This window comes from Coriobacteriaceae bacterium, from assembly GCA_025757745.1.
In the GTDB taxonomy this organism is placed as follows: Bacteria; Actinomycetota; Coriobacteriia; order Coriobacteriales; family Coriobacteriaceae; genus Collinsella.
Window position 1 is genome coordinate 696,190 of sequence record CP107217.1, and the last position, 26,090, is coordinate 722,279.

At 59.9% G+C, this 26,090-nt stretch carries 21 protein-coding genes; 14 read left to right on the forward strand and 7 right to left on the reverse strand.

Features of this window, described 5'->3' with window-relative positions; translation table 11 throughout:
• The first annotated feature begins 174 nt into the window (after positions 1-174).
• Complete coding sequence (locus tag OGM60_02885; GenBank protein ID UYI99753.1) at positions 175-1,590, forward strand: MFS transporter; 1,416 nt, start codon at positions 175-177, stop codon at positions 1,588-1,590.
• 150 nt (positions 1,591-1,740) lie between these two features.
• Positions 1,741-2,652 (forward strand): hypothetical protein, encoded by a 912-nt coding sequence (locus OGM60_02890; GenBank protein UYI99754.1) that lies wholly within the window; start codon positions 1,741-1,743, stop codon positions 2,650-2,652.
• A gap of 424 nt (positions 2,653-3,076) precedes the next feature.
• Here the strand turns inward: OGM60_02890 and OGM60_02895 are convergent, their stop codons facing one another.
• From OGM60_02895 to pdxS, 3 genes are all read right to left on the reverse strand, one after another.
• The gene (locus tag OGM60_02895; GenBank protein UYI99755.1) at positions 3,077-4,198 is read right to left on the reverse strand and encodes an IS110 family transposase; all 1,122 of its coding nucleotides are present in this window, start codon (positions 4,196-4,198) and stop codon (positions 3,077-3,079) included.
• A 404-nt stretch (positions 4,199-4,602) separates the two neighbouring features.
• On the reverse strand, positions 4,603-5,190 hold the full coding sequence (gene pdxT / locus OGM60_02900) for a pyridoxal 5'-phosphate synthase glutaminase subunit PdxT (protein UYI99756.1): 588 nt from the start codon (positions 5,188-5,190) through the stop codon (positions 4,603-4,605).
• A gap of 20 nt (positions 5,191-5,210) precedes the next feature.
• Positions 5,211-6,101: a pyridoxal 5'-phosphate synthase lyase subunit PdxS gene (gene pdxS, locus OGM60_02905; GenBank protein ID UYI99757.1), complete on the reverse strand. Its 891-nt coding sequence runs from the start codon at positions 6,099-6,101 to the stop codon at positions 5,211-5,213.
• Between the two features lie 145 nt (positions 6,102-6,246).
• Here pdxS and OGM60_02910 point away from each other — a divergent pair, with 145 nt between their 5' ends.
• Both OGM60_02910 and OGM60_02915 read left to right on the forward strand, forming a co-directional pair.
• Complete coding sequence (locus tag OGM60_02910; protein UYI99758.1) at positions 6,247-7,683, forward strand: PLP-dependent aminotransferase family protein; 1,437 nt, start codon at positions 6,247-6,249, stop codon at positions 7,681-7,683.
• 542 nt (positions 7,684-8,225) lie between these two features.
• The gene (locus OGM60_02915; protein UYI99759.1) at positions 8,226-9,107 is read left to right on the forward strand and encodes a hypothetical protein; all 882 of its coding nucleotides are present in this window, start codon (positions 8,226-8,228) and stop codon (positions 9,105-9,107) included.
• Between the two features lie 242 nt (positions 9,108-9,349).
• Here OGM60_02915 and OGM60_02920 read toward each other — a convergent pair whose 3' ends face one another.
• Positions 9,350-9,913, reverse strand: coding sequence for an NADH peroxidase (locus OGM60_02920; protein UYJ00147.1), 564 nt, complete (start codon positions 9,911-9,913; stop codon positions 9,350-9,352).
• A gap of 253 nt (positions 9,914-10,166) precedes the next feature.
• Between OGM60_02920 and OGM60_02925 the strand changes: the two genes are divergently transcribed.
• The 8 genes from OGM60_02925 to OGM60_02960 all read left to right on the forward strand — a co-directional run bounded on the left by OGM60_02925 (position 10,167) and on the right by OGM60_02960 (position 19,268).
• Positions 10,167-11,387 (forward strand): iron-containing alcohol dehydrogenase, encoded by a 1,221-nt coding sequence (locus OGM60_02925; protein UYI99760.1) that lies wholly within the window; start codon positions 10,167-10,169, stop codon positions 11,385-11,387.
• An 8-nt stretch (positions 11,388-11,395) separates the two neighbouring features.
• The gene (locus tag OGM60_02930) at positions 11,396-12,775 is read left to right on the forward strand and encodes an aldehyde dehydrogenase (GenBank protein UYI99761.1); all 1,380 of its coding nucleotides are present in this window, start codon (positions 11,396-11,398) and stop codon (positions 12,773-12,775) included.
• Positions 12,776-13,039: 264 nt separating this feature from the next.
• Positions 13,040-13,219 (forward strand): hypothetical protein, encoded by a 180-nt coding sequence (locus OGM60_02935; protein UYI99762.1) that lies wholly within the window; start codon positions 13,040-13,042, stop codon positions 13,217-13,219.
• 66 nt (positions 13,220-13,285) lie between these two features.
• Positions 13,286-13,831 carry a metallophosphoesterase family protein gene (locus OGM60_02940; GenBank protein UYI99763.1) on the forward strand — a complete coding sequence of 182 codons (546 nt, stop codon included), beginning with the start codon at positions 13,286-13,288 and terminating at the stop codon, positions 13,829-13,831.
• Positions 13,832-13,904: 73 nt separating this feature from the next.
• Positions 13,905-14,741, forward strand: a complete 837-nt coding sequence (locus OGM60_02945) for a PRD domain-containing protein (protein UYI99764.1) — start codon at positions 13,905-13,907, stop codon at positions 14,739-14,741.
• A gap of 339 nt (positions 14,742-15,080) precedes the next feature.
• Positions 15,081-16,529 carry a PTS transporter subunit EIIC gene (locus tag OGM60_02950; GenBank protein UYI99765.1) on the forward strand — a complete coding sequence of 483 codons (1,449 nt, stop codon included), beginning with the start codon at positions 15,081-15,083 and terminating at the stop codon, positions 16,527-16,529.
• Between the two features lie 77 nt (positions 16,530-16,606).
• Positions 16,607-17,371, forward strand: coding sequence for a ChbG/HpnK family deacetylase (locus OGM60_02955; protein UYI99766.1), 765 nt, complete (start codon positions 16,607-16,609; stop codon positions 17,369-17,371).
• 139 nt (positions 17,372-17,510) lie between these two features.
• Entirely contained in the window at positions 17,511-19,268 is a 1,758-nt protein-coding gene (locus OGM60_02960) for a DUF2130 domain-containing protein (protein ID UYI99767.1), read from the forward strand.
• A gap of 80 nt (positions 19,269-19,348) precedes the next feature.
• Here OGM60_02960 and OGM60_02965 read toward each other — a convergent pair whose 3' ends face one another.
• From OGM60_02965 to OGM60_02975, 3 genes are all read right to left on the reverse strand, one after another.
• Entirely contained in the window at positions 19,349-22,030 is a 2,682-nt protein-coding gene (locus OGM60_02965) for a DUF3516 domain-containing protein (GenBank protein ID UYI99768.1), read from the reverse strand.
• A gap of 269 nt (positions 22,031-22,299) precedes the next feature.
• Positions 22,300-23,181 carry a methyltransferase domain-containing protein gene (locus OGM60_02970; GenBank protein ID UYI99769.1) on the reverse strand — a complete coding sequence of 294 codons (882 nt, stop codon included), beginning with the start codon at positions 23,179-23,181 and terminating at the stop codon, positions 22,300-22,302.
• 118 nt (positions 23,182-23,299) lie between these two features.
• Positions 23,300-24,172, reverse strand: a complete 873-nt coding sequence (locus OGM60_02975; GenBank protein UYI99770.1) for a class I SAM-dependent methyltransferase — start codon at positions 24,170-24,172, stop codon at positions 23,300-23,302.
• Positions 24,173-24,439: 267 nt separating this feature from the next.
• Here OGM60_02975 and OGM60_02980 point away from each other — a divergent pair, with 267 nt between their 5' ends.
• A complete protein-coding gene (locus OGM60_02980; protein ID UYI99771.1) occupies positions 24,440-25,162 on the forward strand; it encodes a helix-turn-helix domain-containing protein in 723 nt (240 codons plus the stop codon).
• A complete protein-coding gene (locus OGM60_02985; protein ID UYI99772.1) occupies positions 25,162-26,058 on the forward strand; it encodes a DUF4097 domain-containing protein in 897 nt (298 codons plus the stop codon). The genes OGM60_02980 and OGM60_02985 overlap by 1 nt, the downstream gene beginning before the upstream one ends.
• The last annotated feature ends 32 nt before the right edge of the window (positions 26,059-26,090 follow it).

Below are 26,090 nucleotides of genomic sequence, written 5' to 3' on the forward strand. Positions count from 1 at the left end.
GACTTTCAATAATAGCGCGGAAGGAAAGCTGCGCGTTCGCGTTACAATCTTTCGACGTTGGACCATGTTGCCAGACTCGTCGCGTGCGGCGTCTGGCGTAAGTCTAGGGCTCATCCTCGCCCTGGACTGTTCCTCTGGGGCGATACGACTGTCGTTCCAAGAGGAAGGAAATGCATGGGGAGCAAATCTCAGCAACAAGTTCAAGTAGCGCCATCGGCCACTTCGGCGTTTCTCGCCGTAATGTATATCGCGGCCTTTGTTGCCGCGTTTAACGAGAACATCATTAACGTGGCGTTGCACGACATCATGGCGGCCTTTTCGGTGAGTGCCATCACGGCGCAGTGGCTTGTTTCGGGCTACATGATCGTGACGTCGATCTTTACGGCCATCATGGCCTTTCTTTCCGGTCGCTTCTCGACGCGCAAGCTGCTGTTTTTCGCATGTGGATGCCTGGTCGCCGGAGAAGTCCTGTGCCTGGTCCCCCCAACGTTTACCGTCTTGCTGCCAAGTCGCATTTTGCAGGCTGCGGGATCGGGCATCTTGTTTCCGCTCATGATGAATGTGGTGCTATCTTGCGCTCCGCGCGAGAAGCTCGGTCTGTATCTGAGTCTGGGCGGTGCCTGCATTACGCTGGGGCCGGCGTTTGGACCTGTGGTCAGTGGTCTTATGTGCACGTTGTTTGGCTGGAGGGCGGTGTTCGTAGTGCCGCTGGTGGGCGGTGTCGTGGTTGCCGCGGCGGCAGCAAAGCTCGTTCGAAATGTTGGAGAGCGCTCGAACACTACGCTTGTTATTCTGTCGGTTGCTTTGCTTGCGGCCGGCATTACGGCGTTTGTGTATTCCGTAGGCGAGTTCTCGACCAATGTGATGACCGGTATCGTGACGCTTTTCGCCGCTGTGGTGCTGCTTGGCCTGTTTGCGGTCCGCCAGCTCAAGCTCGGACATCCGGTGCTCAACGTGCGCCCCATGGCAAGCGTTCGTTTTTGGCCTGCGTGCCTGCTTGTGGTGGTGTCGATGATGACGACGTTCTCGATGAGCGTTTTGCTGCCGCTCTATTTTGAGGGCGCATACGGCATGACCGCTCTTGTTGCGGGCTTGCTCATTTTGCCGACGATTGCCTGCAACGCCGTGACCTCGATTGTGGGCGGACGCGTGATGGACGCCCGTGGCGCATGGCCGCTGCTGCCGGTCGGCTTTGCCCTGATTGCTGTGGGGCAGACTGCCATTTCGATGACAGCGGCAAGCATGAATATCGGCGTCGTCGTGGCACTGACCATTGTGGTGTATGCTGGCGTCGGTTTGGTGCTGAGCCCCTCACAGACGGCCGGCCTGGAGACGCTGCCCGCCGCCGAGCATCCTCACGGAACGGCATTGCTCAACACGTGGAACATGATTGCCGCGTCGTTTGGTCCATCGCTGTTTATCGGCCTGCTCTCGAGTTCTGCGGCGACTGCCGGCGCCGCTGGCGTTGCGGCGGACGTTGCCCAGGCTATTGGATTTGCGGCTGCCGTGCGCGTGGCGGCTGTGATTGCCGTGGTCGGTTTCGTGGCGTCGCTGGTGTACGCTCGTCGCGAGTCGCACATGTCGCATTAATGTGTGTACATAGATTCTGCAGCTAGATTGAATGGCGACACCATAAACTAATGGACGTTTTGCCGAGAGGCATGAATGTAAAGCGCAAAGAGTGCGCGACGGGCCCCGCGAATGGGGCGATGATGCCCGAGAGGGCCAAGAAGGAGTCTCATGTCTGAGAACGAAGAGATCATGAACGAGACCGAGAACGAGACCATGGCTGCCGAGGTCGAGGCAGTCGAGACCGTGGAGACCGAAGCTGCCGAGGCTGAGGCTGCTGACGAGGTTTCCGCCGAGGAGGAGGCCGAGGTTGTCGAGGCCGCCGTTGATTACGATGACGAAGAGCTGATGGACAAGATGCAGAAGGCCGCCCGCCTGCTGCGTAGCCGTCGCTTTGCTATTTCTAAGGAGGAGGAGGCCAAGGCCGAGCGCATGGCGAACATCGAGCGCGCCATCAAGCTACTTGACCTCAAGCCCAAGATGGAGCAGAAGGAAATGTCCGACCTGCTGGGCATGCGCCTTCGTGAGCTCGATGGCCTGATGGCCGAGGCCGAGGCTGCCGATCTGGTCGGCCGCATCGACGACGCCGAGGGCGATATGCGCAAGATTGTTGTCTTCGCCGCCGAGGATGCCGCTGAGGGCCTGGTCGAGCTTGCCAACAAGAAGGAGAAGCTCCTGCCCGAGCTTTCTTACGAGGAGGCCACCGAGCTGATGGCCGCTCTCGATAAGGTCATCGCTCCGCTCGTCGCCATGGGCCTGGACGAGGACCGCGGTCCTCGCGGCGGCCGTGACGAGCGCGGTGGCCGTGGCGGCGACCGTGGCGGTCGCGGCGGCTTTGGCGATCGCGGTGGCCGTGGCGGTGACCGCGGCGGTCGCGGTGGCGATCGCGGTGGCCGTGGCGGCTTTGGTGACCGTGGCGGTGACCGTGGCGGTCGCGGCGGCTTTGGTGGCAACCGTGGTGGCTATGGCGATCGCGGTGGCAACCGTGGTGGCTTCGGCGGCAACCGTGGTAACGACCGCGGCGGTCGCGGTGGCGACCGTGGCGGCCGAAACGGTGGCGGCTTCCGCGGCAACCGTTTCTAGGGGTTACGCGGTTCTACGAACCGCGTAACTAGTTGACGCTGCAAACCCGCGAGAGCGGCAATCTGCCTTTCAACTTCGGCGGCATGACCAGAAGGTCAATGCCGCCTCGTTTCAAGGCACCTTGCTCGCTCTGGCGGGTTTTCGCTCATATGACCCAATCCACTGTCAAGAGCCACAATGGCCCCGCCGACCGCTTGCAATCGGTCGGCGGGGCCTGCCGTTAACCCGTCCCGGTCCGCCCCCGGCATGTCATCGACGCCTTCGGCTCAGTCTCATATCCGCGGATACCGTTCTGTCGGCCCGCACTCCATTCCTTCGGCGGGGTTCCCCAAGTCTGTCGGGGCGTATGCGGAGGGCTCCGCGCGCACAGCGAAATAGGGGGTGTCCCCGAAGGCCGCCCGGCTCGCCGGGACGGGGGCTATGTCTATTCCGCGCCCTCCCGGCACATCATGCCGAGGGCCCAGAGCCACCTCACGAGCTCGGCCGCGGTGGCCGCGTTGGCCTTCGCCTGGGGCATGCCGCGGGCGAGCATCTCCTCGCGCCGCCGCAGGAGCCGCTCGGACCCCTTCCTCCCGTGCATCCTTATCTCGAGGGGCACGCCCGTGTCCCTCGGCATGAGCTTCGGCTGGTGCCGCGCCGCGGCGTAGCACCATGAGCCCTCGACGGCCAGCTTCCTCACGAGCGCGTTGCCCGCACCGCTGATGCCTCCGAGCCGCACGGACTCGCCGCTCGACCTCTGGCTCGGCGCGAGGCCGAAGTAGGCCGTGACCTGCCTTCCGGAACGGAACCTCGTGAAGTCGCCGACCTCGGCCGAGAAGGCTGCGGCCAGCGCGAAGGCGCAGCCCTTGATCGACTGGAGGGCGGCCACCTCCGCGGCGATCGGGCTGGCATCCACGGCCGCCCTGTACTCGGAGAGCAGGTCCGCCCGGGCCTCCGCCGCGGCCTCGACCTCGTTCCTCAGGGCGGCGAGCGTCCGGATCCCGCCATCGTCCTCCGGCCTGACCTTGTCGAGCCACCTCAGGAAGTCGTAGGTCCAGTACTTCCTCGGGTTGCCGGCGGGCGTGGTGCCGCCGTAGGCGAACCCTCGCTTTGCGAGGAAGGCGAGCAGCCGCTGCTTGGCGGTCGCCAGGCGCGCGGTCGCCCCGTCGTAGGCGCCGGCGAGGTCCCTGATGCCCTCGACCTCGGGGGAGGGGACCCACACCGGGGAGATGTCGTGGGCGAGTATCGCCTTGGCCATCCTGGCGGCGTCGTTCCTGTCGTTCTTGGAGGCCGAGTCGGCGGCCGACCTGGGGATCTTCGAGACCGCGGCGACGACACACTCGACGCCGAGCCCGGCGAGCTCCCTTTGCGGGGCGAAGCCGAGGTAGCCGCTCTCGTAGGCGGCGAGCGACGGGCCGGGAAACCCGTCCATCCAGGCGGCGATCTCGCCCCAGGGGTTGCCGGGGAATCTCCTCGTCACGGCCTCGCCGGTGTCCGCGTCGAGGGCGCAGACGGTGGTCGACCTCAGGTGGACGTCCATCCCGAACGCGGTAGAATACTTTGGCATGGGAGCCTCCCAACCTCGTTGCGGCGCGGCTGCGCCTATGGCACTTCAACATCATTGTCGCAGCCCCGACCCGCGGTCACGAGCGGGGGCTCCTATCTATTTAGTGCCCTCGGATTGGGTCATAGTGTCTGTCGGTGCCAAAACATCGGCGTTGCCTTGATTCAAACCTGCCAAAAAGGGACAGGTTTATTTTGGTCGGTATTATCTGGGCAAACGTGGCCGTCTATCGCGATGTAGTCGTTGGGGACGTTCTTGTTTGACTAGTCGTTTAAGAACGTCCCCAACGACTACATGGCATGAGAGTGGATAATCTCCCGGTTTGAGCCTGCATTCAAGCTCAAAGTGGGAGATTATCCACTCTCATTTGTTCTGTGTCCGGAAATCCACGCTCGTTTCTACTCTGCCTACATTTGCAGGAACAGTTCGTGGAGGCGGGTGTCTTCGTCGAGTTCGGGGTGGAAGGTTACGCCGAGCTGGTTGCCCTGGCGGGCGGCGACGATGCGCCCGTCGACTTTCGCTAAGGCCTTGGCGTCGCCGTGGACCTCGACGATGCGGGGCGCGCGGATAAACGTCAGCGGCACCTCACCGTCGATACCGCCTACCTGCCCCTTGGTGCGAAAGCTGCCGAGCTGTCTGCCGTAAGCATTGCGCTCAACGAGCACATCCATGGTTGCCAAGCGCGGCGTCCCCTTATCGTCGTGGGCGGCAAGATCGCGCGCCAACAGAATCAAGCCGGCGCAGGTGCCCAGGACGGGCATGCCCTCAACAATGCGGGTGCGAAGCTCATCGAGCATACCAAGCTCGGCAAGTAACTTGCCCTGAACGGTGGACTCGCCGCCGGGGAGGACCAGGCGGTCAAAGTTCTGCTGCAAATCGGCCGCCTGCCTCAGCTCGATACAACGTGCGCCCAGCTCGGACAGTCTTGCCTCGTGCTCGGCAAAAGCGCCCTGGACCGCCAGCACGGCGACCGTTTGGTCTGCATAATCGCTCATGTGCGATCCTTTCTGCTGGACTAGCGCCCGCGCTCCTCCATGATGATCTCGATTTCGTCGGCGTTGATGCCCACCATGGCCTCGCCCAGGTCCTCCGAAAGCTCGGCGATGAGCTTGGCGTCGGTGAAGTTTGCCACGGCCTTGACGATGGCGGCGGCGCGCTTGGCGGGGTCGCCGCTCTTAAAGATACCCGAGCCAACAAAGACGCCCTCGGCGCCCAGCTGCATCATCAGCGCGGCGTCGGCGGGGGTCGCGACTCCGCCGGCGGCAAAGTTTACGACGGGGAGCTTGCCCGTGGCATGGACCTCGCGCACCAGCTCGACCGGAACCTGCAGCTGCTTGGCTGCCTCAAAGAGCTCGTCGTCGCGCAGGGCAACAACGTCGCGGATCTGCTTTTGGATCTTGCGCATATGGCGCACGGCCTGAACGACGTCGCCCGTGCCCGGCTCGCCCTTGGTGCGAATCATCGTGGCGCCCTCGGCAACACGGCGCAACGCCTCGCCCAGATCGCGGGCGCCGCAGACAAACGGCACGTCAAACTGGGTCTTGTCGATGTGGTAGACATCGTCGGCGGGGGAGAGAACCTCGGACTCGTCGATGTAATCGATCTCGATGGCCTGCAGGACCTGCGCCTCGACAATGTGGCCGATGCGGCACTTGGCCATAACGGGGATGGAGACGGCCTCCTGGATGCCCTTGATCATCTTGGGGTCGCTCATGCGCGAGACGCCGCCTGCGGCACGGATATCGGCCGGAATACGCTCGAGTGCCATGACGGCGCAGGCGCCCGCCTCCTCGGCGATGCGTGCCTGCTCGGGCGTGGTGACGTCCATGATGACGCCGCCCTTGAGCATCTGCGCGAGCTCGCGATTGAGTTTGACGCGATCGGCCTTGCTGGTCTGTTCTGCCATGGTTGCTCCCTTGGTTGGCATGTGCATTGCTTGACGGAACATCCTATCGGGGAGCTGGGTATGGCGAAATACTCAGTTTTCGAGATAATAATAAGGTCAGACTAATACCAGATTGAATGACTTAATAAGGTCAGGTGATAGGCTCATGCTTGACTACAATTTGGAAAAACGCGGCGAAGCATCGCTCTATGAGTATGTTTACCAGCAAATTCGAGATGATATCGTAGTTGGACGCATTGCGGCGGGGGAGCATCTTCCGTCTAAGCGCGCCTTTGCCAGTCATCTGGGAGTCAGTGTCATTACCATCGAGAATGCATATAGCCAGTTGCTTGCCGAGGGCTATATTTGCTCAATGCCGCGTCGTGGCTACTACGCTTGCGAACTTCCGGATGCACCGGTTTTGGCTTCGGCTGCGGAGGGCATCGACCGAGATGCCGTCTCTGTGGGCCCCAGCGCGTATGATGTCAACGGACAGGTCGAGCGATTCGATGCGCTCTCTCCTTCCGCTTTGGAGGCGGCGCGGCTTTGGCAAAGCGCGCTACGGGCGACGCTGGCATCCGAAGACGAACGCGAAATCTTTTCGACCGCGCCGGCACAGGGCACCGCTCGGCTACGACGCGCAATTGCTCACCATCTGCGCGGGACAAGGGGCATGAATGTCGACCCCGACAACATCGTTATCGGTGCGGGCGCCCAGCTGCTCGATACCATGTTGGTTCAGTTGCTTGGCGCGGACAAGGTGTATGCCGTCGAGGATCCAGGCTATTTGCGCTTGACGCGCATCTATCAGGTCATGGGTTGCGAAGTGCGGCATGTCCCGTTGGATGCTGAGGGCGTGGACTTGAGCGCGCTGCAGAAAACCGGGACCGATGTCCTTCACCTGATGCCGTCTCATCAGTATCCGACCGGTCTTGTGACGAGCATTGCGCGTCGCTATGCGCTGCTGAGCTGGGCCGCCGAGCGACCAGGTCGGTATCTCATCGAAGATGACTTTGATTGTGAGTTTCGCCTTGCCGGCAAGCCGATTCCCGCGCTCGCGTCGATCGATGCCGCCCAGTCGGTTATCTACACCAACACGTTTTCGAAGAGCCTTTCATCGGCGTTGCGTTTGGCGTACATGGTGCTGCCCGATGAGCTAATGGAGAGGTTTAAACGCAACCTTGGTTTCTACGCCTCGTCGGTAAGTTCTGTTGATCAGGTTGCCTTGGCGCGTTTGCTGGAATCGGGTGATTACGAGCGACATGTGAACCGCGTGCGCGTTCGTGCTCGCGAGGCGCGTGATGGCCTGGCGGCGCTTGTACGGAAAGCGTTTCCGGCAGGGGAAGTCTCGATCGAGTACGCGGACGCCGGCCTTTACTGCGTCGTGGCCGTGGAGCGTGACGCGGGCGGAAGCTCTTTTGCACGGGCCCTCACGCGCTCGAGCATCCCTTTTATCGATATCGGTGACTGTTTTTGGTGTGCCGATGGCGCATCTGTCCCTGAAAACTCAACTCAAATTCTTGTTCAGTATGACGATCTGAGTCCAAAAGTACTAACTACCTTGGAATTGCAGCTAATGGGGGGCATTCTGCAACCTAAGTGAGTAGACTTTTAGCACTTTGGCGACCAGGCAGTTTTGTAACAAGCTATCTACCTGCGGTTTTGAAAAGCAGGATGACCGGCCTGCTCGGGATGTTCAAAAAAGTCTACTCACTTGCCGCGCAAAGCTCCTGCATGAGAAAAAAATGGGGTTTTCAACAGGGCTTCGTCCAGCTCTCGGCAAGCTTTTGGCCAGTTGGGGAGGGCTGTTGAAAACTTGGCAGTCCGTTCGGCGCCATTTTTGGTGCGTTCGCGCCAATGCGTGACTGACTGGGTTGAAATTCGTGTTTTCCTGTGCCTATGAAGGATTTACTTTGTGACATATCAGCTTTTAGGTACTGGCGTTTGCCTCCTCAAGTCCGCGCTTTGTGTCCGCCGCTTCCACGACCGGAAGAAGACCGGCAGCGATATGATCTCGCCCGCAACCCGACGGCTGCGGTCGCGCTCGGTTTTCCGTTGTATACATTGGTTCGGTCGAGAAACAAACGGACTTGTCCTGCCAGCATTAGGCAGCGGCTGTTTCTTGGTGAGCTTCCCAGGGAATCCGTGCTGGAAACGGAGCATGGGGTTTTGATTACGTCTCCTCTACTGACGGCATTCATCATGTTGCGGCATCTGACGGATCTTCAGCTTCTTTTGGTATTGGCGGAGATGTGTGGCTTGTTTGCGGTGTGTGCCCTGCCGGCGGCACTTGAGGCGGAGCTTTCGCGTGCAATTGATTCGGGCGCGATTTCGACAACGTTCGGTTGGGTGCGCTGCCCGTCCGAGGACGGCACCGCCTCAAATTTATGGCGTCGAGACGCTTTGGTTTTGGGCGGAGACCTTGACCGTTTTTGTTCAGATGTTTGCGGGATGCGTTACGGCAATAGATTTATAGCGGTATCGCAACTCGTTCCATTGGGCGCCGCGTCGCCTTTTGAGGTCGAGGCGTATTTGCTACTTGCACTGCCGCGATCCCTGGGAGGCGAAGGTTTTTGCGGCATAGAGCTTAATGTTGAAGTGATGCTAAGCACAAGTGCTCGAGCGATTGTGGGAAAGTCCCGTGTATATATCGACCTACTTCTTTCTTCGCCGGACGGCAGGCGACAGGTGGCCATTGAATGTCAGGGAAAGGCCTCGCACGGACGCGCAGGGGATGGCTTGCGTGACGCTGACCGCATGACGGCCCTTCAGGCCATGGGCTACGATGTACTTCTCCTGACACACAGACAGATATCCGATGAGGGTAGATTCCACGCGATCGTTAAGGCCGTATGCAGGATGCTCGATGCTGAATATCGTGATAAAAGCTCAGATGAGCAAAGGGCTGAGACATTACTCCGGTCTGAACTATTCGTTGACTGGACAAAATTGGGAGTAATTGACGGAAAGATGCCCGTTAGACACAAAACAGCTCGATCGTGGACGGCTGCGGTTCTAAGTGAGTAGGCTTTTGGCACTTTGGCGACCAGGCCGTTTTGAAACAAGTCATTTACCTGCGACTTTATAAAGCAATACGGATGGTCTGCTCGGCAAGTTTCGAAAAGTCTACTCACTTAGTTTTTGACGAGAAACCGATGCCGAAGATAGCTCTATTTCAGGGCGTTAACGAGTCCTCGAGACACAAAAAGGCCCGAACCAATACGGTCCGGGCCTTCTTCGAGCTAGAGGTTATGTCTCAGGCAGTTGGCTTAGCCAAAGTAGCGCTTGAGCAGGCCAGCGAAAGCCTTGCCGTGGCGAGCCTCGTCGCGAGCCATCTCGTGCACGGTGTCGTGGATGGCATCGAGGCCAGCGGCCTTGGCGCGCTTGGCAAGATCGGTCTTGCCGGCGGTGGCGCCGTTCTCGGCCTCAACGCGCATCTCGAGGTTCTTCTTGGTGGAGTCGGTCACGACCTCGCCCAGAAGCTCGGCGAACTTGGCGGCGTGCTCGGCCTCCTCGTGGGCAGCCTTCTCCCAGTACAGGCCGATCTCGGGATAGCCCTCGCGATGGGCGACGCGAGCCATGGCCAGGTACATGCCGACCTCAGAGCACTCGCCCTCAAAGTTGGCGCGCAGGTCGGCAACGATGTCCTCGGAGACGCCCTCCATCTTGGCGACGCCCACGACGTGCTCGGCAGCCCACTCGAGCTGGCCCTCCTCCTGCTTCAGGAAGCGAGAGCCGGGAACGCCGCACTGGGGGCACTTGAAATCCTCGGGCAGCTGGTCGCCGTCGAACTCTTCCACATAACCGCAAACGGGGCAAACAAACTTCATGATTCGATCCTTTCGATCGATGGCGATGGTGCGCTCGTCCGGTCCCGTAAGGGCCCTCTCCGGACGTGCGTCTTGACGAGTTCTATTATCCATAAATGAGACCGAATGTGAAGCCTATTAGGAATGATTTTTAATAAAACAATTTAAGCATGTGTAGATGTTGATTGATTAACGATTGCTAGACCTCGTGCGACCTCCGATGAGTACAATCGGTCGAGCAAATGTTGACCAATCAACAAATGAAGGAGCTTCCTTTATGCATCTAGCCCGCCGCGCCTGGTGCCGAACGTATCAAACGGTTTTTCGCATCGCATTGCCGGTGCTGCCCTATACCGAGCCACGCATTTTAGAGCACGCTGAGGAAGTGCCCGCAGTGCTTCAAAAGCGTTCAATACACCATGTTCTTATCGTGACAGATCCCGGCATTGCCCGTCTGGGGCTCACGGCACCGCTCGAGACAGCGCTCGCGTCCAAGGGAATTAGCGCTGCGGTCTATGCCGAAACACGTGCGAACCCCACGGTCTCAAACGTGGAGGAAGCGGCATCTCTGTATCGAGAGAGCACCTGGCAGGCCATTATCGGCTTTGGCGGCGGTTCGGCCATGGACTGCGCCAAGGGCGTGGGCGCGCGCATCGCGCAGCCAAAGAAGCCCATCAACAAGATGCGCGGCCTGTTGCGTATCCATCGTCGCCTGCCGCCGCTCATCGCCGTTCCCACCACGGCGGGCACGGGAAGCGAGGTCACGCTTGCAGCGGTAATTACCGACGACGAGACGCACTACAAGTATCCCATTAACGACTTTGTGCTGATCCCGCGCTTTGCGGTGCACGACCCCGAGTTTACGCGCGGCCTGCCCGCCTCCATTACGGGGCAAACGGGCATGGACGCCCTGACGCATGCCGTCGAGGCCTTTATCGGGCGCAGCACCACGCCCTATACGCGCAAGATGGCGCGCCAGGCGGTGCAGCTCATCCACGACAATTTGCTCGAGGCCTATGAGTGCGGTGGCAACATGCGTGCGCGCCGCAATATGCTTTCGGCGGCGTATAAAGCGGGCGTTGCCTTTACGCGCTCTTATGTTGGATACGTCCATGCCATCGCGCACAGCCTGGGCGGGCGTTACGGGATTCCCCACGGCTTGGCCAACGCCATCATCCTGCCGCACATGCTTCGCGCCTATGGCGAAGCTGCTGCTCCCAAGCTCGCCGATCTCGCCCGCATGGCCGGCATTGCGCCGGCTAATGCGCTGGACAACGTGGCTGCTGAGGCCTTTATCGATTGGGTCGACCGCATGAACGCCGCCTTGGGCATACCCAAATATGTGACGGGCATTCGCCGCTCCGATATTCCACAAATGGCGGCCCATGCCGATGCCGAGGCCAATCCGCTATACCCCGTTCCGCTTCTAATGGACCGTTTGGAGCTCGAGCGTATGTACGAGGTCGTCGCGGGTGGTATGTTTGAGGGCGAGAATTAGGAGGGTCCATGAACACCGAGGAAATTGCGCGCATCGTCGGCGATCAGCGCGCCTACTTTAAGACACACGCCACGTTTGATGTCGATGCTCGACGTCGTGCGCTCGTGAGTTTACGCGATGCGGTGCGGGCCCACGAGGCCGATATTGCCCATGCGCTCAAGACCGATTTGGGAAAGTCGCATGACGAGGCGTATATGTGCGAGATCGGCACCTCGCTTTCCGAGATTCGTTATCAGATTGCGCATGTGGCTCGATGGAGTCGCTCGCGCCTGCGTCCGTGTGACCTCGCCAACGCCGTGAGTGTGTGCAAGACGCAGTCCGTGCCCTATGGCGTCACACTCATCATGGCTCCGTGGAACTACCCGTTTTTGCTAACGCTCGAGCCGCTTGCCGGCGCCCTTGCCGCGGGCAATACCGTGGTCATCAAGCCGAGTGCCTATGCTCCGGCATCGAGCGCGGTGCTCAGGCAGATTTGCGAGGAAGCATTTGATCCGCGCCTGGTGACGGTTGTAGAAGGCGGCCGTGCCGAGAACGAAGCACTGCTCGATGAGTGCTGGGACAAGATTTTCTTTACCGGTAGCGTTCCGGTCGGCAAGCTCGTCATGGAGCGCGCAAGTAAAAACCTGACGCCCGTGACGCTTGAGCTGGGCGGAAAGAGCCCCTGCATTGTGGATGCCACGGCAAACTTAAAAGTCGCGGCACGGCGCATCGCCTTTGGTAAATGGCTCAACGTGGGGCAGACCTGCGTGGCGCCCGACTACCTGCTGGTCGATACGCGCGTACACGATGAGCTGTTGGGCCTCATCAGGGAGGAGACCCGTCGCATGTTTGGCGAGCATCCGCTCGACAACGAGGATTACGGTCATATCGTCAACGCCAAGCATTTTGCGCGCGTGCGCGGGCTGATCGATCCCTATAAGGTTGTGCTTGGAGGTACCGCGCGCGAGTCGTCGCTCAAGATTGAGCCGACGATTCTAGACGGCGTGACCCCCGATGACGCCGTAATGCAGGAGGAGATTTTCGGCCCCATCTTGCCGGTGCTGACGTTTGAGAGCCTAGACGAGGCAGAGACGTTTATTGCGGATCGTCCGACGCCGCTAGCTCTGTATATCTTTAGCCAGGACCATGCGGCTCAGCAACGCTTTGTGCGTTACGTGCCCTTTGGCGGCGGCTGCGTCAACGACACGATCATGCATCTGGCTACGAGCCATATGGGCTTTGGCGGCATGGGCGCGAGCGGTATGGGGCAGTACCATGGCCGCGAGAGCTTCGATACGTTTAGTCACAAGAAGAGCATCGTGAACAAGGCAACCTGGCTCGACGTGCCATTCCGCTATGCTCCTTACGCAAGCTGGAAGCACAAGTTCGTGCGCATGTTTGTGCATTAGAATCAGATGACATAGGGATAAACAAAGTGGCCGTCCCCGCGTAAGCGAAGACGGCCATTTCTCACGATGAAAACGTGTATCGGAGTTGGCAAGACCCGCTGTCACGGGTGCCATCCGTGTTCCTATCTTATCTGCAAGCGTTCCGTTGCGCAAGCGTTGCGGCAAACGATTGAAAGACACGGACGGGGTGAATTTGTGTCCGCACGAACCCGTAGACTTCTCAACTATGTGGTGGATACTCGCTAATCGGTGATGGAGGCGGTCATGTTTGATGACGATGACCTGTTCAATCTGGTAGACGATCCGTTTGAGTGGGATTCGCTGCTCGATGACGATGAGTTGGAGCAGGACCGCAAAAAGCAAAAGGATAAGAACGCCCGGGGTAAAGGTTCGAATAAAAAGGACAAGCGCCGCCGAGGTCTGTTCGGTGGGCTCTTTGGGTAATTGTCGCATCGCTGCGTCTGTATACTAGACAGGTCTTATACGCGTTGCGAAATGAGGACAGAGACGATGATGTGGTTTACCGCCGACCTGCACCTGGGCGATACGAATATCCTGCACGACATGGATCGACCGTTTGACTCGGTCGAGGAGATGAACCGCCGTGTCATCGATGCCATCAACGAGTGCGTGGCTGTGGACGACCGCCTTTATGTCCTGGGAGACTTTACGTATCGATTGCCCATGGTGGAGGCGGTGCGCCTGCGCGAGCGCATCGAATGTCAGAACGTAACGCTCATCTGCGGTAACCATGACGGCGACTGGGAAGATCCAGACGCGCCGCACATTTGGGATGAGGTGCGCGATTATCTGGAGGTCGCCCCCGGTTACGCTAAGGGCCATCGCCTGGTAATGAGCCATTACCCCATGCTCAGCTGGAACGGCAAGGCGCGTGGCGCCATCATGTTGCACGGGCATATCCACAGCAGGGGAGACCGCACCAACGCGCGCAACCGCGATCGCGAGCGCCCCATCTTTCGCTATGATGTCGGCCTCGATGCCAACGAGTACAAGCCCGTAAGCCGTGACCAAATCCTAGGCTTCTTTGGACTGTAGCTGTAAGTGCAGGTAGAATGAACGCGCCGCGCGGATGGTCTGTGCGGCGCGTTTCAGTAGGAGCGATGAATCCATGAGGGCTATCCAGCGCATTAACCATAACGCTGCCATCTGCGAAGACGGCGCGGGGCGTCAGCTTATCGCGCTGGGTCGTGGTATCGGCTTTGGCGATATGTCGCATGAGGTCGACCTGGATGTCATCACGCGTACCTTTTACGGCATTGATTCAAAGTACCTGGCGTTTATCGATGAGGTCGATCCCGAGGTGCTGGAGTTTTCTGCTCAGCTGGCCGATATCGCGACCGGACAGCTTTCGTACGAATTGAGTCCTAACCTTCCCATTACATTGGCAGACCATATTCAGTTTGCCATTAAGCGTGCCCGCGAACACATGGTGGTGTCGTTGCCGCTTGAGCGCGATCTTGAGCAGCTGCATCCCATCGAATACCGCTTGGGCGAGCTGGCTGTTCGCGGTATCCAGAAGAGCTTTCATGTGCGCATGCCCCGAAGCGAGGCCGCGGGCATTGCCATGTCGATTGTCAACGCATCGGTTAAGCCGAGCGAGCGGCGCGTGCTTGCCGAGCAGCACGAGGAGCGACTGCTCGATATGACGGTCGCGATTATTCAAGAAGAGTTGGGTGTGACGGTCGATCGCTCGTCGTTCGCCTTTGCCCGCTTTGCCACTCATGTGCGCTATCTGCTCGACCGCGTGGCAAAGAAAGAGCCGATCGATACCGAGAACTCCGGTCTTTACGACGTGCTCGTGGAGCAGTATCCGGCGGCATCGCGTTGCGCTCACCGTGTCGACGATCTGATTCAAGAGACCTTTGGCGAGCCATTGGCCCAAGAGGAGCTCGTCTATCTGATCATGCATGTGAATCGCGTGACTTCTGTCCACTCGGATAAATAGGCTCTCTGGTATTTCCTTTCCGTCATGGCGACCGTTCGCGGGTCGTTTGCTACCGTTCGTCGGTAATCTGAGCCGCAACGAACGCATCTGCCGCATATACTCGCCGTGTGTTGGGTGTTACTCACGGCGCAGCTCCGAGAGGCACTACCGATTCTGCCGAGGCCATAATTGGGTCTCTGTCGGTTGTGCGCGGGGCTTTTTCATGTCGATCCACCCGGGAATCACATGCAAATCAATCTCTTGCCAACTGATGTCGCGCGCTGCGCAGGCGCGAGCGGAATTGTGCGTCTTGGTGCCGTGAAGTCCCACGGCCTTTAGTTGGAAGAGAAGGGATTCGACATGGCTGTCGATAACAAGAAGATTGCCGAGGACGTGCTTGCTGCCGTCGGCGGCGCCTCCAATGTGACGAACGCGACGCACTGCATGACCCGCCTGCGTCTGAACCTCAAGGATCAGTCCATTCCCAATGACGATGAAGTAAAGAAGATCAAGGGCGTGCTGGGTGCACAGTGGTCTGGCGGCCAGTATCAGGTCATCATTGGCCAGAACGTGCCGAAGGTCTATGACGCCGCCATTGCGCTGGGCGTCAAGGGCGAAGGCTCCATTGACGAGAACCTCGATGACGGCATCAAGGAGCCACTGACGGTCAAGACTGCAGGCAAGAAGGCCCTTAACTACCTGTCCAAGACAATGTGCATGACGATCCCCATTATCATGGGCGCCGCCATGTTCCGCACACTTGCCGTACTTTGCGGCGACGGCATGCTCGGTATCTGGTCTGCTGATTCCGACATCTACAACTTCTTCTACAACTGGATTTACAACGCAGGCTATTATTTCCTCCCTGTTTATCTGGGTTGGGCTGCCGCAAAGCAGCTCGGCTGCAGCCAGCCGCTCGGCATGATGCTCGGCGGCGTGCTCATTGCCCCTGAGTTCATGACGCTGGTCAACGCTGCGGCGGATTCGGGTGCTACGACCACGATGGTTTACGGCGTGCTCCCGGCTCAGCTGAACAACTATTCTGCGACCGTGCTCCCCATGCTGCTGTCTATGCCGGTGCTGATGGTCGTCGAGAAGTTCATGAAGAAGATCATCCCCGACATGCTCTCCACGGTGTTTGTGCCCGTGTGCACCATGGCTGTGATGACCCCCGTTTCCCTGTGCGCCCTAGCTCCGATTGGTTCCATTCTGGGCGACCTGGTCGGCAACTTTATGTTCGGCCTCGGAAACGCTGGCGGCATCGTCACGATCCTCTCCCTCGTCGCCATTGCTGCGCTTTGGGAGTTCCTGGTTATGACCGGTATGCACCAGGTTCTGATTGCCCTCGGCATTGTGCAGGTGCTCACCTCAGGGTCTGACTCCTGCGTTATGGTCGCGGGTGCTATCGCTCAGTTCGCCACGTGGGGCATGGCCTTCGGTGCCTTCCTGCGCCTTAAGGAGGTCGACGAAAAGGGCGCTATGCTTGGTTTCTCGCTCTCCGGCATTGTCGGTGGCGTGACGGAGCCCGCGCTGTATGGCTGCGGCTTTAAGTATACTCGCTGCCTGGGTGCCATGGTCGCGGGCGGCGCTATCGGCGGCCTGATCGCGGCTCTCACTAATGTGACCACGTATGTTTTGGGCGCAACTAATATCCTTGGTATTACAGGTTATGTTGCAGGCGGAACTGCTAATCTCGTATGGGGCTGCGTTGCATCGGGCACTGCATTTGTTGCCGCCGCTGCCATCGCCTACTTCTTTGGCTTTACCAAGGAGCAGCTCGACGAAGACGCTGCTGCCGCCAAAGCCTAAAGCATCCGTTCGGTAGGACAATTATCTGGGGCACTTGGCTGCGCTTCAAGTGTCCCTTTCCGTAGATGGGGGTCAATATGAAGCAATTGCTCATTCGTGCCGACGATATCGGTTATTCGTATGCCGTTAACCTGGGGATTGCCCGCAGTATCAATGAGGGCCTGGTGCGCTCGGCGGGACTTATGCCCAATATGCCCGAGGCCGAGCGTGGCTGGTCGCTCGTGGCGGATGTCGGCATTGCGGTGGGTCAGCACACCAACGTGTGCCTGGGCAAGCCGTGTGCCGACCCGGCGCTCATTCCGAGCATGCTCAACGAGAACGGCGAGTTCCATAGCAGCCGTACCTTCCGCGATCATTTTAAGCGCGGCGAGGAGTTGATAGACTTCGACGAGGCCTGCATCGAGATCCGCGCGCAGCATGACCGCTTTGTCGAGATCGTGGGCCGCGAGCCCGATTACTTTGAGGCCCATGCCGTCATGAGCAAAAACCTTAACCGGGCGATCTCGGCGGTTGCTCAGGAGCTGGGCCTTAAGGAGCAAAAGGCGAGCTTCGACCCCGCGGCTGTGGTGCATTGCGGAGATACTGATCTGCGCATGGTGATGCGCTCGATGGAGCCGGGCTACGAGCCCAAAGAGGCAATCATGCAGACGGTTCGCGAGATGGTGGACGGCGAGACGGTCGTCTTTGTGTGCCATCCGGGCTATCTCGATCGTTTTATCCTGGAGAACAGCTCGCTCACTACCGACCGCACCAAGGAAGTCGATGCGCTGATCGACCCCGAGCTTCGCACTTGGCTTGAGTCTCAACCTGATCTTCGCCTGATCGACTACCGCGACCTGTAAGGACCCAAGTCACCACAAAGGGGACAGTCGCCTTTGTGGTGGTTCTGGCGCCGTTGCCATTATGGCGGCGGCGTCTTTTTTGTCCGTGCGGCGCGGTAGAGTGTAGGCGGTTGAAATTTGCGTCCATCGAGGAGCTGCCATGAACGAGATCAAGTGCCCGCATTGCGGCGAAGTTTTTAAGGTCGATGCGTCCGGTTATGCGGATATCGTCAAGCAGGTGCGCGATGCCGAGTTCTCGCGCGACCTGGATGAGCGCGTGAAGGCGGTCCAGCGCGAGGGCGAGCAGGCACTGGAGCTTGAGCGCTCGCGCTCGACGGCTGCTTTGCAAAAGGCAGAGTCTCAGCGCGACGCTCAGCTTGTCGAGCAGAAGAACGCTGCAGCTCAGCAGCTGGCACAAGAGGTTGCCAAGCGCGACGCTGAGCTTGCCGAGCTGCGCGCCAAGCTCGAAGGCGCTGCCGCAGAGCGCGAGAGTGCAAGTCAGCGCGCGGCGGTTGAGGCCCGTTCCGATGCTCAAAAGGAGAATGCCGAGCTTCAGCGCGAGATCGACAATTTACGTGCGCAGTTGGAGCGCAAAGATGATGAAGCCAGGCTTGCCGAGGCGGCGGCACGCAATGCTGCTCAAAACGACCTGTCCGCGCGCGACGCTCAGATTGCCGAGCTGCAGGCCAGGATCGCCGCGGCGGACAAGGCCCAGGAGATGGCGCTTGCCGCCGCCGCGGCAGAGTCGCAGCGTGAGCTCGATGCCGCTCGCAGCGAGGCCGAGCGCGCGCTTACTGACTATCGCGCGAAGGTGCAAGAGAAGTTTTCCGCCGCAAAGGCTCAGTCCGAGCAAGAGGCCGAGGGCCTGCGTGCCCAGCTGCGCGAGCAGGAACTGATGGCAAAAATGAACCTGTCAGAGGCGGTCGCCGCGGCGGAGCGAGAGCGCGACGAGGCGCGTGCGAAACTGACGAGTGAGTTGGCAGTGCGCGATTCGCGCGAGGAGCAGGCCAAGGCGGCGCATGAGCTCGAGCTTGCTCAAGCCAAGCGCGCGAGCGATGAACTGATCCGCTACAAGGATGAAGAGATTGAGCGCCTTAAGGACATGAAGGTCCGCCTGTCCACCAAGATGGTGGGCGAGTCACTCGAGCAGCACTGCGAGACCGAGTTCAATCGCCTGCGCATGACGGCGTTTCCTAACGCGTACTTCGAGAAAGATAACGATGCGTCCGAGGGTACCAAGGGCGACTTTATCTTCCGCGAGTGCGACGCAAGCGGCAACGAGGTCATTTCGATTATGTTCGAGATGAAAAACGAGAACGACGAGACCGCGACCAAGCATAAAAACGAGGACTTCTTTAAGAAACTCGATCACGATCGTCGCCAGAAAGGCTGTGAGTACGCGGTGCTCTGCACGCTGCTCGAGCCCGAGAGCGAGCTTTACAACGCGGGAATCGTGGACGTGAGCTATCGCTACGAGAAGATGTACGTGATTCGCCCGCAGTTCTTTATTCCCATGATCACGCTGCTGCGCAACGCCGCCATGGGTTCGCTGCGCTATAAGCAGGAGCTGGCGGAGTACAAACAGCAGAATATCGACGTCACGAACTTCGAAGCCAAGATGGAAAAGTTCAAGGACGGCTTCTCGCGCAACTATAACCTGGCGAGTAAGCAATTCGAGTCGGCGATCAAGGAAATCGATGCCGCCATCAAGCAGCTCGAGAAGACCAAGGACGATTTGCGCCGCAGCACCGAGAATCTGCGCCTGGCCCACAACAAGGCCGATGAGCTTACCATTCGCAAGCTCACTTGGGGCAACAAAACCATGAAGGCAGCGTTTGATGAGGCACGCGAGACCGCGTCGGAGACAGGCGATGAGCCCGCCGAGGCGGATTCGTATGAGGTCGAGGATGCCGAGTAGAGGATAGCGTATCGCGCAAAAAGCGGGGCCGCTGGCGATGTTGCCAGCGGCCCCGTTTTATTCCGTTCCAGTTTGTTTGGCTAGTTCTCGAGCAGGTCCTCGATAAAGCCGACGCGGTAGTTTTTGAAGATGACCTCGCCGCCGTCTTGCGTGGCGTCCAGATCGACATCGCCCATGATGCCAAAATCGTGGTCGCCATCCTCGTCGGCAAAGATCTGGTGCACGTGCCACACGTGTGCAGTCTTCTCGTCGGACTCATCGATGGAAAACATTGCGGCGCTGCGGGCATCTCCGTCGGTGAGAATCTCCTCATGCTGCTCATGGTAGGCATCGAGCGCCTTTTGCCAGCGGATCTCGCTCATGCCCCAGTCGTCGTCGAGCTCGCCCAGGTCGCGCACGTGCTCGCGGGCGGCAAGGGTCACGCGGCGGAAGAGCGCGTTGCGCACCAGCAGCGTGCAGCCGCGGCGATCCGCCACGACCTCGTCGATGCCCTGCGGCGGCGCGGCGTCGAGGGCTGCCGGGTTGCCGGCGTTCTCCCACTCGTCCACCAGGCTCGAGTCGACCGAGCGCACCACAAAGCCGAGCCACGAAATGATGTCACGCAAGCGCTCATCGCGCTTCTCAATGGGCACGGTGCGATCGAGGGAACGGTAGGCCTCGGCTAGGTAGCGCAGCAGAATGCCCTCGGAGCGGGCGATGCCGAGCTTTTGGATATAGCCCTTAAAGTCACTCGCGCTTTCCAGCATGTCGCGCAGGACACTCTTGGGCGAGAGCTGGTAGTCGTTGGCCCAGGGTACTTCCTGGCAGTACTTGTCAAAGGCGGCGTCGAGCAAATCCTCGAGCGGTTTTTCGTACGTGACGTCCTGAATACGCTCCAGACGCTCCTCATACTCAATGCCGTCGGCCTTCATCTCGGCCATGGCGCGGTCGCGCGCGGCGCGCTCCTGTGCGCGCAATACCTGCTTGGGGTCCTCGAGCGTAGCCTCGACCATCGAGATGAGGTCCATGGTATAGGTCTCGCTCTCGGGATCGAGCAACTCCAGCGCGGCAAGCAAAAACGGCGAGAGCGGCTGGTCGAGCGCAAAGTCTTCGGGCAGGTCGACCGTCAGCGCGTAGTCGATGTCCGGCGCGGCGTCAGCCGGAGCGTCGGGTGCGGGCGGCACTTCGGTGCGAACGACGACGCCGGAATCGATGAGCGTGGCGAAGATCTCGTCGGCACGAACCTCGAGCTTTGCCTTTTCCTCAGGGGTCTGCAGACTCGTCTCGATGAGGTCGTGTACGCGGGCTCGGGCATCGCCGCCCTGCTCGACCACGCTAATCACCATGGAGTGTGTGATGCGCAGGCGCGGCTTGAGCGTTTCGGGCTGCGTCTCGATCAGGCGCTCAAAGGTCTGCTTGTTCCAGGTGACAAAGCCCTCGGGGGCCTTCTTCTTTTTAATCTTGCGGAGTTTTTTGGGGTCGTCGCCCGCCTTGGCCATGAGCTTGGCGTTCTCGATCTCGTGCTCGGGTGCCTCGGCAATCACCATGCCCTCGGTATCGAAGCCCGAGCGGCCGGCGCGACCGGCAATCTGATGGAACTCGCGGGCGCGCAGGCGACGCATCTTGTAGCCGTCGAACTTGGTGAGCGCGGTGAGGACCACGGTGTGGATGGGCACGTTGATGCCGACGCCGAGTGTGTCGGTGCCGCAAATGACGGGCAGTAGGCCCTGCTGCGCCAGGCGCTCGACCAGCAGGCGATAGCGCGGCAGCATACCGGCGTGGTGCACGCCGACGCCGCAGCCGAGCAGGCGTTTGAGAATCTTGCCAAAGGCCGTCGAGAAGCTCGTGCCCTTAGCCGCCTCCTTAATGGCCTCGCGCTGCTCCTTGCTGGCAATGCCAAAGTTGGCGAGCGACTGTGCCGTCGCAAGGGCGGCGTCCTGGCTAAAGTGCACGATGTAGAGCGGGGCCTCGCCGCGGCGCATCGCGAGCTCGACGGTGCCCTCGAGCGAGGTCGTCACATAGTCGTAGCTCAGCGGCACAGGGCGTGGGGCATCGACGACCAAGTCGCAGGTAGCGCCGGTGTGCTCCTCGAGTGAGGCGGCAATCGCGGTGACATCGCCGAGCGTGGCGCTCATGAGCATGAATTGCGTGTGAGGCAGGGTGAGCAGCGGCACCTGCCAGGCCCAGCCGCGGTCGGGGTCGGCAAAGTAGTGGAACTCGTCCATGGCCACGCAGCCCACATCGGCGTCCTCACCCTCGCGCAGTGCGTCGTTGGCAAGGATCTCTGCCGTGCAGCAGATGACGGGCGCCTTGGTATTGATATGCGTGTCGCCGGTAATCATACCGACGTTGTCGCGGCCGAGTACCTGCACCAGATCGAAGAACTTTTCGCTGACCAGGGCCTTGATGGGCGCCGTGTAATAACAGCGCTTGCCCTGTGCCATGCCCATAAAGAGCATGCCCAGCGCGACGAGCGATTTACCCGATCCGGTCGGTGTTCCCAAAATGACGTGATCGCCGGCAGCCAGGTCCATGAGGGCCTCTTCTTGGTGATCCCACAGCTCAATGCCGCGATCGCTTGTCCATTCAAAGAAGCGTTCGAAGGCTTGGTCGGGCGTGAGCCACGGTTCGGGCTCACTGCCGTCCTCGGGCTCCCACCAGGTGGGGGAGAGCGCACCGAGCGAACCGAACTCTGCCTCGGTTCCCGTGCCGCCCGAGAACGAGCTGGCGGCGCCGGCGCCGGAAACGGTGCTGGCGGCGGTATCTGTCGTGGTCTGTGCCATGTGTTTGCTTTCTCTCGCGATTGTCCGCCAACTATTATGGCGTAGCGGCGGCGCGGGGTGCCAGCGCGCGAGAAAATGCAGGAAATGGGCGTTCTGCCCAGCCGTTTGGTGCAGTTGCCGGCTAAGTGAGTAGACTTTTTGCAATATCGCGAGCACATGGCTTTTGCGCAAGGGATTTACCTGCGGTTTTAGTTTTCGTTATACGGGTTGTGCTTGGCTATTACAAAAAAGTCTACTCACTTTAGGTTTTGAGGGTTGTTTGTTGGCGCCTATTTGCGCTTGTTTGCTGACGCCGCGACCATCAGAAGCCCTTGGGACTCTTGCGGCAGGCGCTTCTTGCCTTTGCGGGCGCGGTTCCTAAAGTTCTCGACGGCCTCTTCCATGCCCAGAGGTACATAGGTGAGCTCATCGAGGTTATCGGGCAGGTAGCACGCAAGGCTTTGCTCCTGCGCGCGGCCCGCCGCGAGCTGCTCATCGCTGGGCTGCGCACCGGGTGTGGCGCAAATGCCATAGACGGCGGCGCCCATCTCGCGCGTGCGGCATTCATATTCGGTCTCGGGATGCTCGGGATGGACGCGGCGTACGTCGTCACTTACCCAAAGCGTGTCGTAGCCGGCCGCGGCAATCTGCCCTAGGGCGTAGTCGCGCAGTGGTTTGCTGTCAGTTCGCAGTGTGACGGTGGCGACGGCTGCAAGGAGCGGGCGGTAGAGCATCAAATGGTCGACATGGACGAGTCGTTTTTTGGCGTACTTGGCCTTGGGCTGCGGCGTGGGAAAGTTAATGGTGATGGCATCGAGCTCGCCTGCGGCAAACAGCCGCGGCAGCGATGTGGCGCCTCGGGGCAGGACGAGTGCGTTGGACAGCTCCTGCTCGCAGATTTTCTGCGCGGCATAGGCGATGCAGATGGGCTCCTGGTCTATGCCGATAAAGAGGGTGTCGGGCTCACGGCGAGCGCGCTCAACCAGATAGGTGCCTTTGCCGCAACCCAGATCCAGATGAAGGTATTCGAAGGGCTTGCTGCTAACTGGCGCACAGGCCTTGCGCCAATCTCCGGCATAGGCCTCGGGGTTCGTCTCAATCGCATCGGCGTAGCGCTCCAGGCGCTCCTCGAGCACAAAGTTCTTAGGCGTGCGAACGTGGACGGCTCCCATGAGGCTCCTTGGTCATAAGTGGGGAACGCATAGCCGCGCGTTCCGTCAATGGGTTGAAATAGGGCGGGCATAGTTTGCCCGAAAGATGTGGTGCGACTCGGCGAAGAGTCGTCGGTGCCTACAGGCGCTTGAGAATCACATAGCGGTTGAGCTCACCGCTGCGACCGTCGGCATGGAAGCGCTCAAGCTCGCGCACGGGGACCTCGCCGCTCTTGTAGAACGTACGGACGCCGCGCACCAAGTCGGTGATCTGCTGATCGTCAAAGTGATGGCAATAGCGGTAGGCGTGGCGGTCGTTTTGCCAGCCAATGAGGTGGTCACCGGCTTCAAACAGCGCGGAATCGTAACCCTCAAACGGCGGGGTGAGCTCGGCGCGGGCCTCGGCGCGAACAGCCTTGCGCGCCATGCGCTCGTCGTTCATAAACTCCCAAAAGCTGATGGCGATGATGCCGCCCGGGCGCGTCTGGCGTACCAGGGCGTCGAGCACGCGTACGCGGTACTCGCACGACGGCACGTGGTGCATAAAGCCAAAGCAGACCGAGATGTCGGCGAGCGGGGCGTCGAAAAGCACGTCGGGTGTCTCGGCGGGGTTGAGCTTCATGAGGGCGTCGAGCACATCGAGTTCCTGGAAGTGCAGGTTGGGAATGCGCAGGGCGTGTCCATGTGCATCGATAGCCAAATCTTGGCACGAGTCGACACCGTAGAACTCAAACGGGCAGCTGGCATCTGCCGAGGGGTTTGCGCCGTCGACGCCCTTGGCGGCAAGTGCGCCGCCGGCGGCAAAGTTCTCGAATCGCATGTTGCCGCAGGCAAGATCGAAGACACGGACGGGATGCTCGATCGTGGCGACGTCGAGCTGCCCGAGCGCGATATCCATGGTGCGCACCCAGCCGGGCCACGGGGCCTGGCGCGTATCGGAGAAGGAGGCGGAGTGCTCGCGATAGAACGTATTGTTGAGCTGGATGAGCGATGAGGCGAAATCGCGGTTCACGGCGCGGGGCTCCCTCCGTTGGCGGTGCGAAATAAACAGTACGACCATACTACCGTTAACGCCGCAACGGGGACAACCAAGCTACGGGTCATTGCTTTGTTTGGACACATTTCCGCAGCTCATATGCACCCGCAACCGCCGGTTGTCAAAAATCTCACTAGAATAGGTGGCATGCTTTTGGCGGTGGCGGATACATTTTTAACTGTGCAAGGCGCCTTAAGAACAAAAACGGTCCGGCGGCACGGCTGGCATCACATAGGAGGAACCATGAATGTAGAAACTGCGCAGCGGCTCGCCGACCTTCGTCGCAGCAAGGGTTTTAGCCAAGAAGGGCTTGCACGAAAGCTGGGACTGTCGCGCCAGGCGGTCAGTAAATGGGAGCGTGCGGAGAGCTCGCCCGATACCGAGAATCTGATCTCGCTTGCCAAACTCTATGGCGTGAGCCTGGACGAGCTGCTCAATCCGAGCGATGAGATCGAGGACGATATCGAGTTTGAGAACGAGGACCGCGCCCGTCAGCGCGAGGCCGAGGCGGCGGAGCGCGCCCGCACCCATGAGGCGGCGGCACGCGCCACGGAGGCAGCTACGCAGGCAAGTGATGCCGCGGCCAAGGCGGCGCAGGCGGCAAGCTGGAGTGCGCAGGCCGCCAATGCCGCTACGGCGCAGGCGACGAGTGGCACCGCGGTTGGCTCGACTCCGGTGAAGGGCCCGTTCCAGTCGTTCCCGTATTGGGCCGTGTGCTGGCTGCTGTTCTTTTTGCTGATGTTCCTGTTTGGTGCCGGCCCCTTTGCCGCGCTGATCTTCTTTACGATTCCCATCTATCACTGGGTGGCGCGTGCGCTCGATGGTGATTGGGCGCGCGGGGATATCCAGGTTGGTCCGGCGCCGGCGGTCGCTAGGACTAAGGGGGAGGACGTTTCCACAGCGGTTGACGCTGACATGGCTGCCGCGACCACCGCTGAGTCGAGCGCCAAAGAAGGTGATGAATGATGAAGCTCTCGCATGAGTCTAAGAGGCGCTTGGGCATTGGCATCGGAGCGTTTGTGCTCATCATCGGGCTTGTCGTTGGCACTTCGCGGACTTTGATTCATTTTGATGGACCGTGGAATCTCAACGATGTTGTATCCGGCTTGTCTGGTATGGACGATGCGTTTGACGAGGACGATGTTTTTGATGACGGTATTTACTCCGCTCAGTCTCAAAAGCTTTCGAGTGAAACCTTCGATGCCGACTCATTCCAGTCCCTTGACCTGGATGTGACGTCGGGTACGGTCGATATTAAGTACGTTTCCGATGGACCGGTGCGTGTCATCGAGAGTGGTCGCGTTGCAAAAGGAGTAACTGCTTACGATGCTGCCACGCAAAATCTGGCCGAGATTAGGGGCTCTACGCTCAAGATTAACCAGTTCGACTGCGATGACGAGCGTGCGCTTGACCGTACGGTCACCATCGAGCTGCCGCGCGAGCTTGCCGATAACATGATGGACATTTCGGCGAATGTGGGGTCGGGGGATCTGACGATTACGGACATTGCGTGCCACGACTTCGATTTGACGTTGGACTCGGGAGACGTCGAGTTTACGGGTACCGTGACCGATACCCTGAATGCCGAGGTCGGTTCGGGCGATGTGACGTTCGAGCTCTACCAGGCCCCCGCGAAGTCGATGGACGTGAGCGTGGGCTCGGGCGATGTGGAGATGACGGTTCCGAACTCGACGGGCTTTAAGGCGAGCCTCACCTTGGGCAGCGGCGACTTCGAGAGCGATTTCCTTCCGCTTGGCTACGACGGCGAGACCGTTTTGAATCTTGAATTCGATAACGGCGATAAGTCTGCCACGTATCGTTTTGAGGTCGGTTCGGGCGACATGTCGTTTGATTCGGAGTAGTGAGGCAGACGAAGGCCTAGGCGAAGATATAG

Bases quoted from the DNA above. Each gene is read 5' to 3' on its own strand.
- OGM60_02885 (UYI99753.1), top strand. From the start codon at position 175: ATGGGGAGCAAATCTCAGCAACAAGTTCAAGTAGCGCCATCGGCCACT.
- OGM60_02890 (UYI99754.1), top strand. From the start codon at position 1,741: ATGTCTGAGAACGAAGAGATCATGAACGAGACCGAGAACGAGACCATG.
- OGM60_02895 (UYI99755.1), bottom strand. From the start codon at position 4,198: ATGCCAAAGTATTCTACCGCGTTCGGGATGGACGTCCACCTGAGGTCG.
- pdxT (UYI99756.1), bottom strand. From the start codon at position 5,190: ATGAGCGATTATGCAGACCAAACGGTCGCCGTGCTGGCGGTCCAGGGC.
- pdxS (UYI99757.1), bottom strand. From the start codon at position 6,101: ATGGCAGAACAGACCAGCAAGGCCGATCGCGTCAAACTCAATCGCGAG.
- OGM60_02910 (UYI99758.1), top strand. From the start codon at position 6,247: ATGCTTGACTACAATTTGGAAAAACGCGGCGAAGCATCGCTCTATGAG.
- OGM60_02925 (UYI99760.1), top strand. From the start codon at position 10,167: ATGCATCTAGCCCGCCGCGCCTGGTGCCGAACGTATCAAACGGTTTTT.
- OGM60_02930 (UYI99761.1), top strand. From the start codon at position 11,396: ATGAACACCGAGGAAATTGCGCGCATCGTCGGCGATCAGCGCGCCTAC.
- OGM60_02935 (UYI99762.1), top strand. From the start codon at position 13,040: ATGTTTGATGACGATGACCTGTTCAATCTGGTAGACGATCCGTTTGAG.
- OGM60_02940 (UYI99763.1), top strand. From the start codon at position 13,286: ATGATGTGGTTTACCGCCGACCTGCACCTGGGCGATACGAATATCCTG.
- OGM60_02945 (UYI99764.1), top strand. From the start codon at position 13,905: ATGAGGGCTATCCAGCGCATTAACCATAACGCTGCCATCTGCGAAGAC.
- OGM60_02950 (UYI99765.1), top strand. From the start codon at position 15,081: ATGGCTGTCGATAACAAGAAGATTGCCGAGGACGTGCTTGCTGCCGTC.
- OGM60_02955 (UYI99766.1), top strand. From the start codon at position 16,607: ATGAAGCAATTGCTCATTCGTGCCGACGATATCGGTTATTCGTATGCC.
- OGM60_02960 (UYI99767.1), top strand. From the start codon at position 17,511: ATGAACGAGATCAAGTGCCCGCATTGCGGCGAAGTTTTTAAGGTCGAT.
- OGM60_02965 (UYI99768.1), bottom strand. From the start codon at position 22,030: ATGGCACAGACCACGACAGATACCGCCGCCAGCACCGTTTCCGGCGCC.
- OGM60_02970 (UYI99769.1), bottom strand. From the start codon at position 23,181: ATGGGAGCCGTCCACGTTCGCACGCCTAAGAACTTTGTGCTCGAGGAG.
- OGM60_02980 (UYI99771.1), top strand. From the start codon at position 24,440: ATGAATGTAGAAACTGCGCAGCGGCTCGCCGACCTTCGTCGCAGCAAG.
- OGM60_02985 (UYI99772.1), top strand. From the start codon at position 25,162: ATGAAGCTCTCGCATGAGTCTAAGAGGCGCTTGGGCATTGGCATCGGA.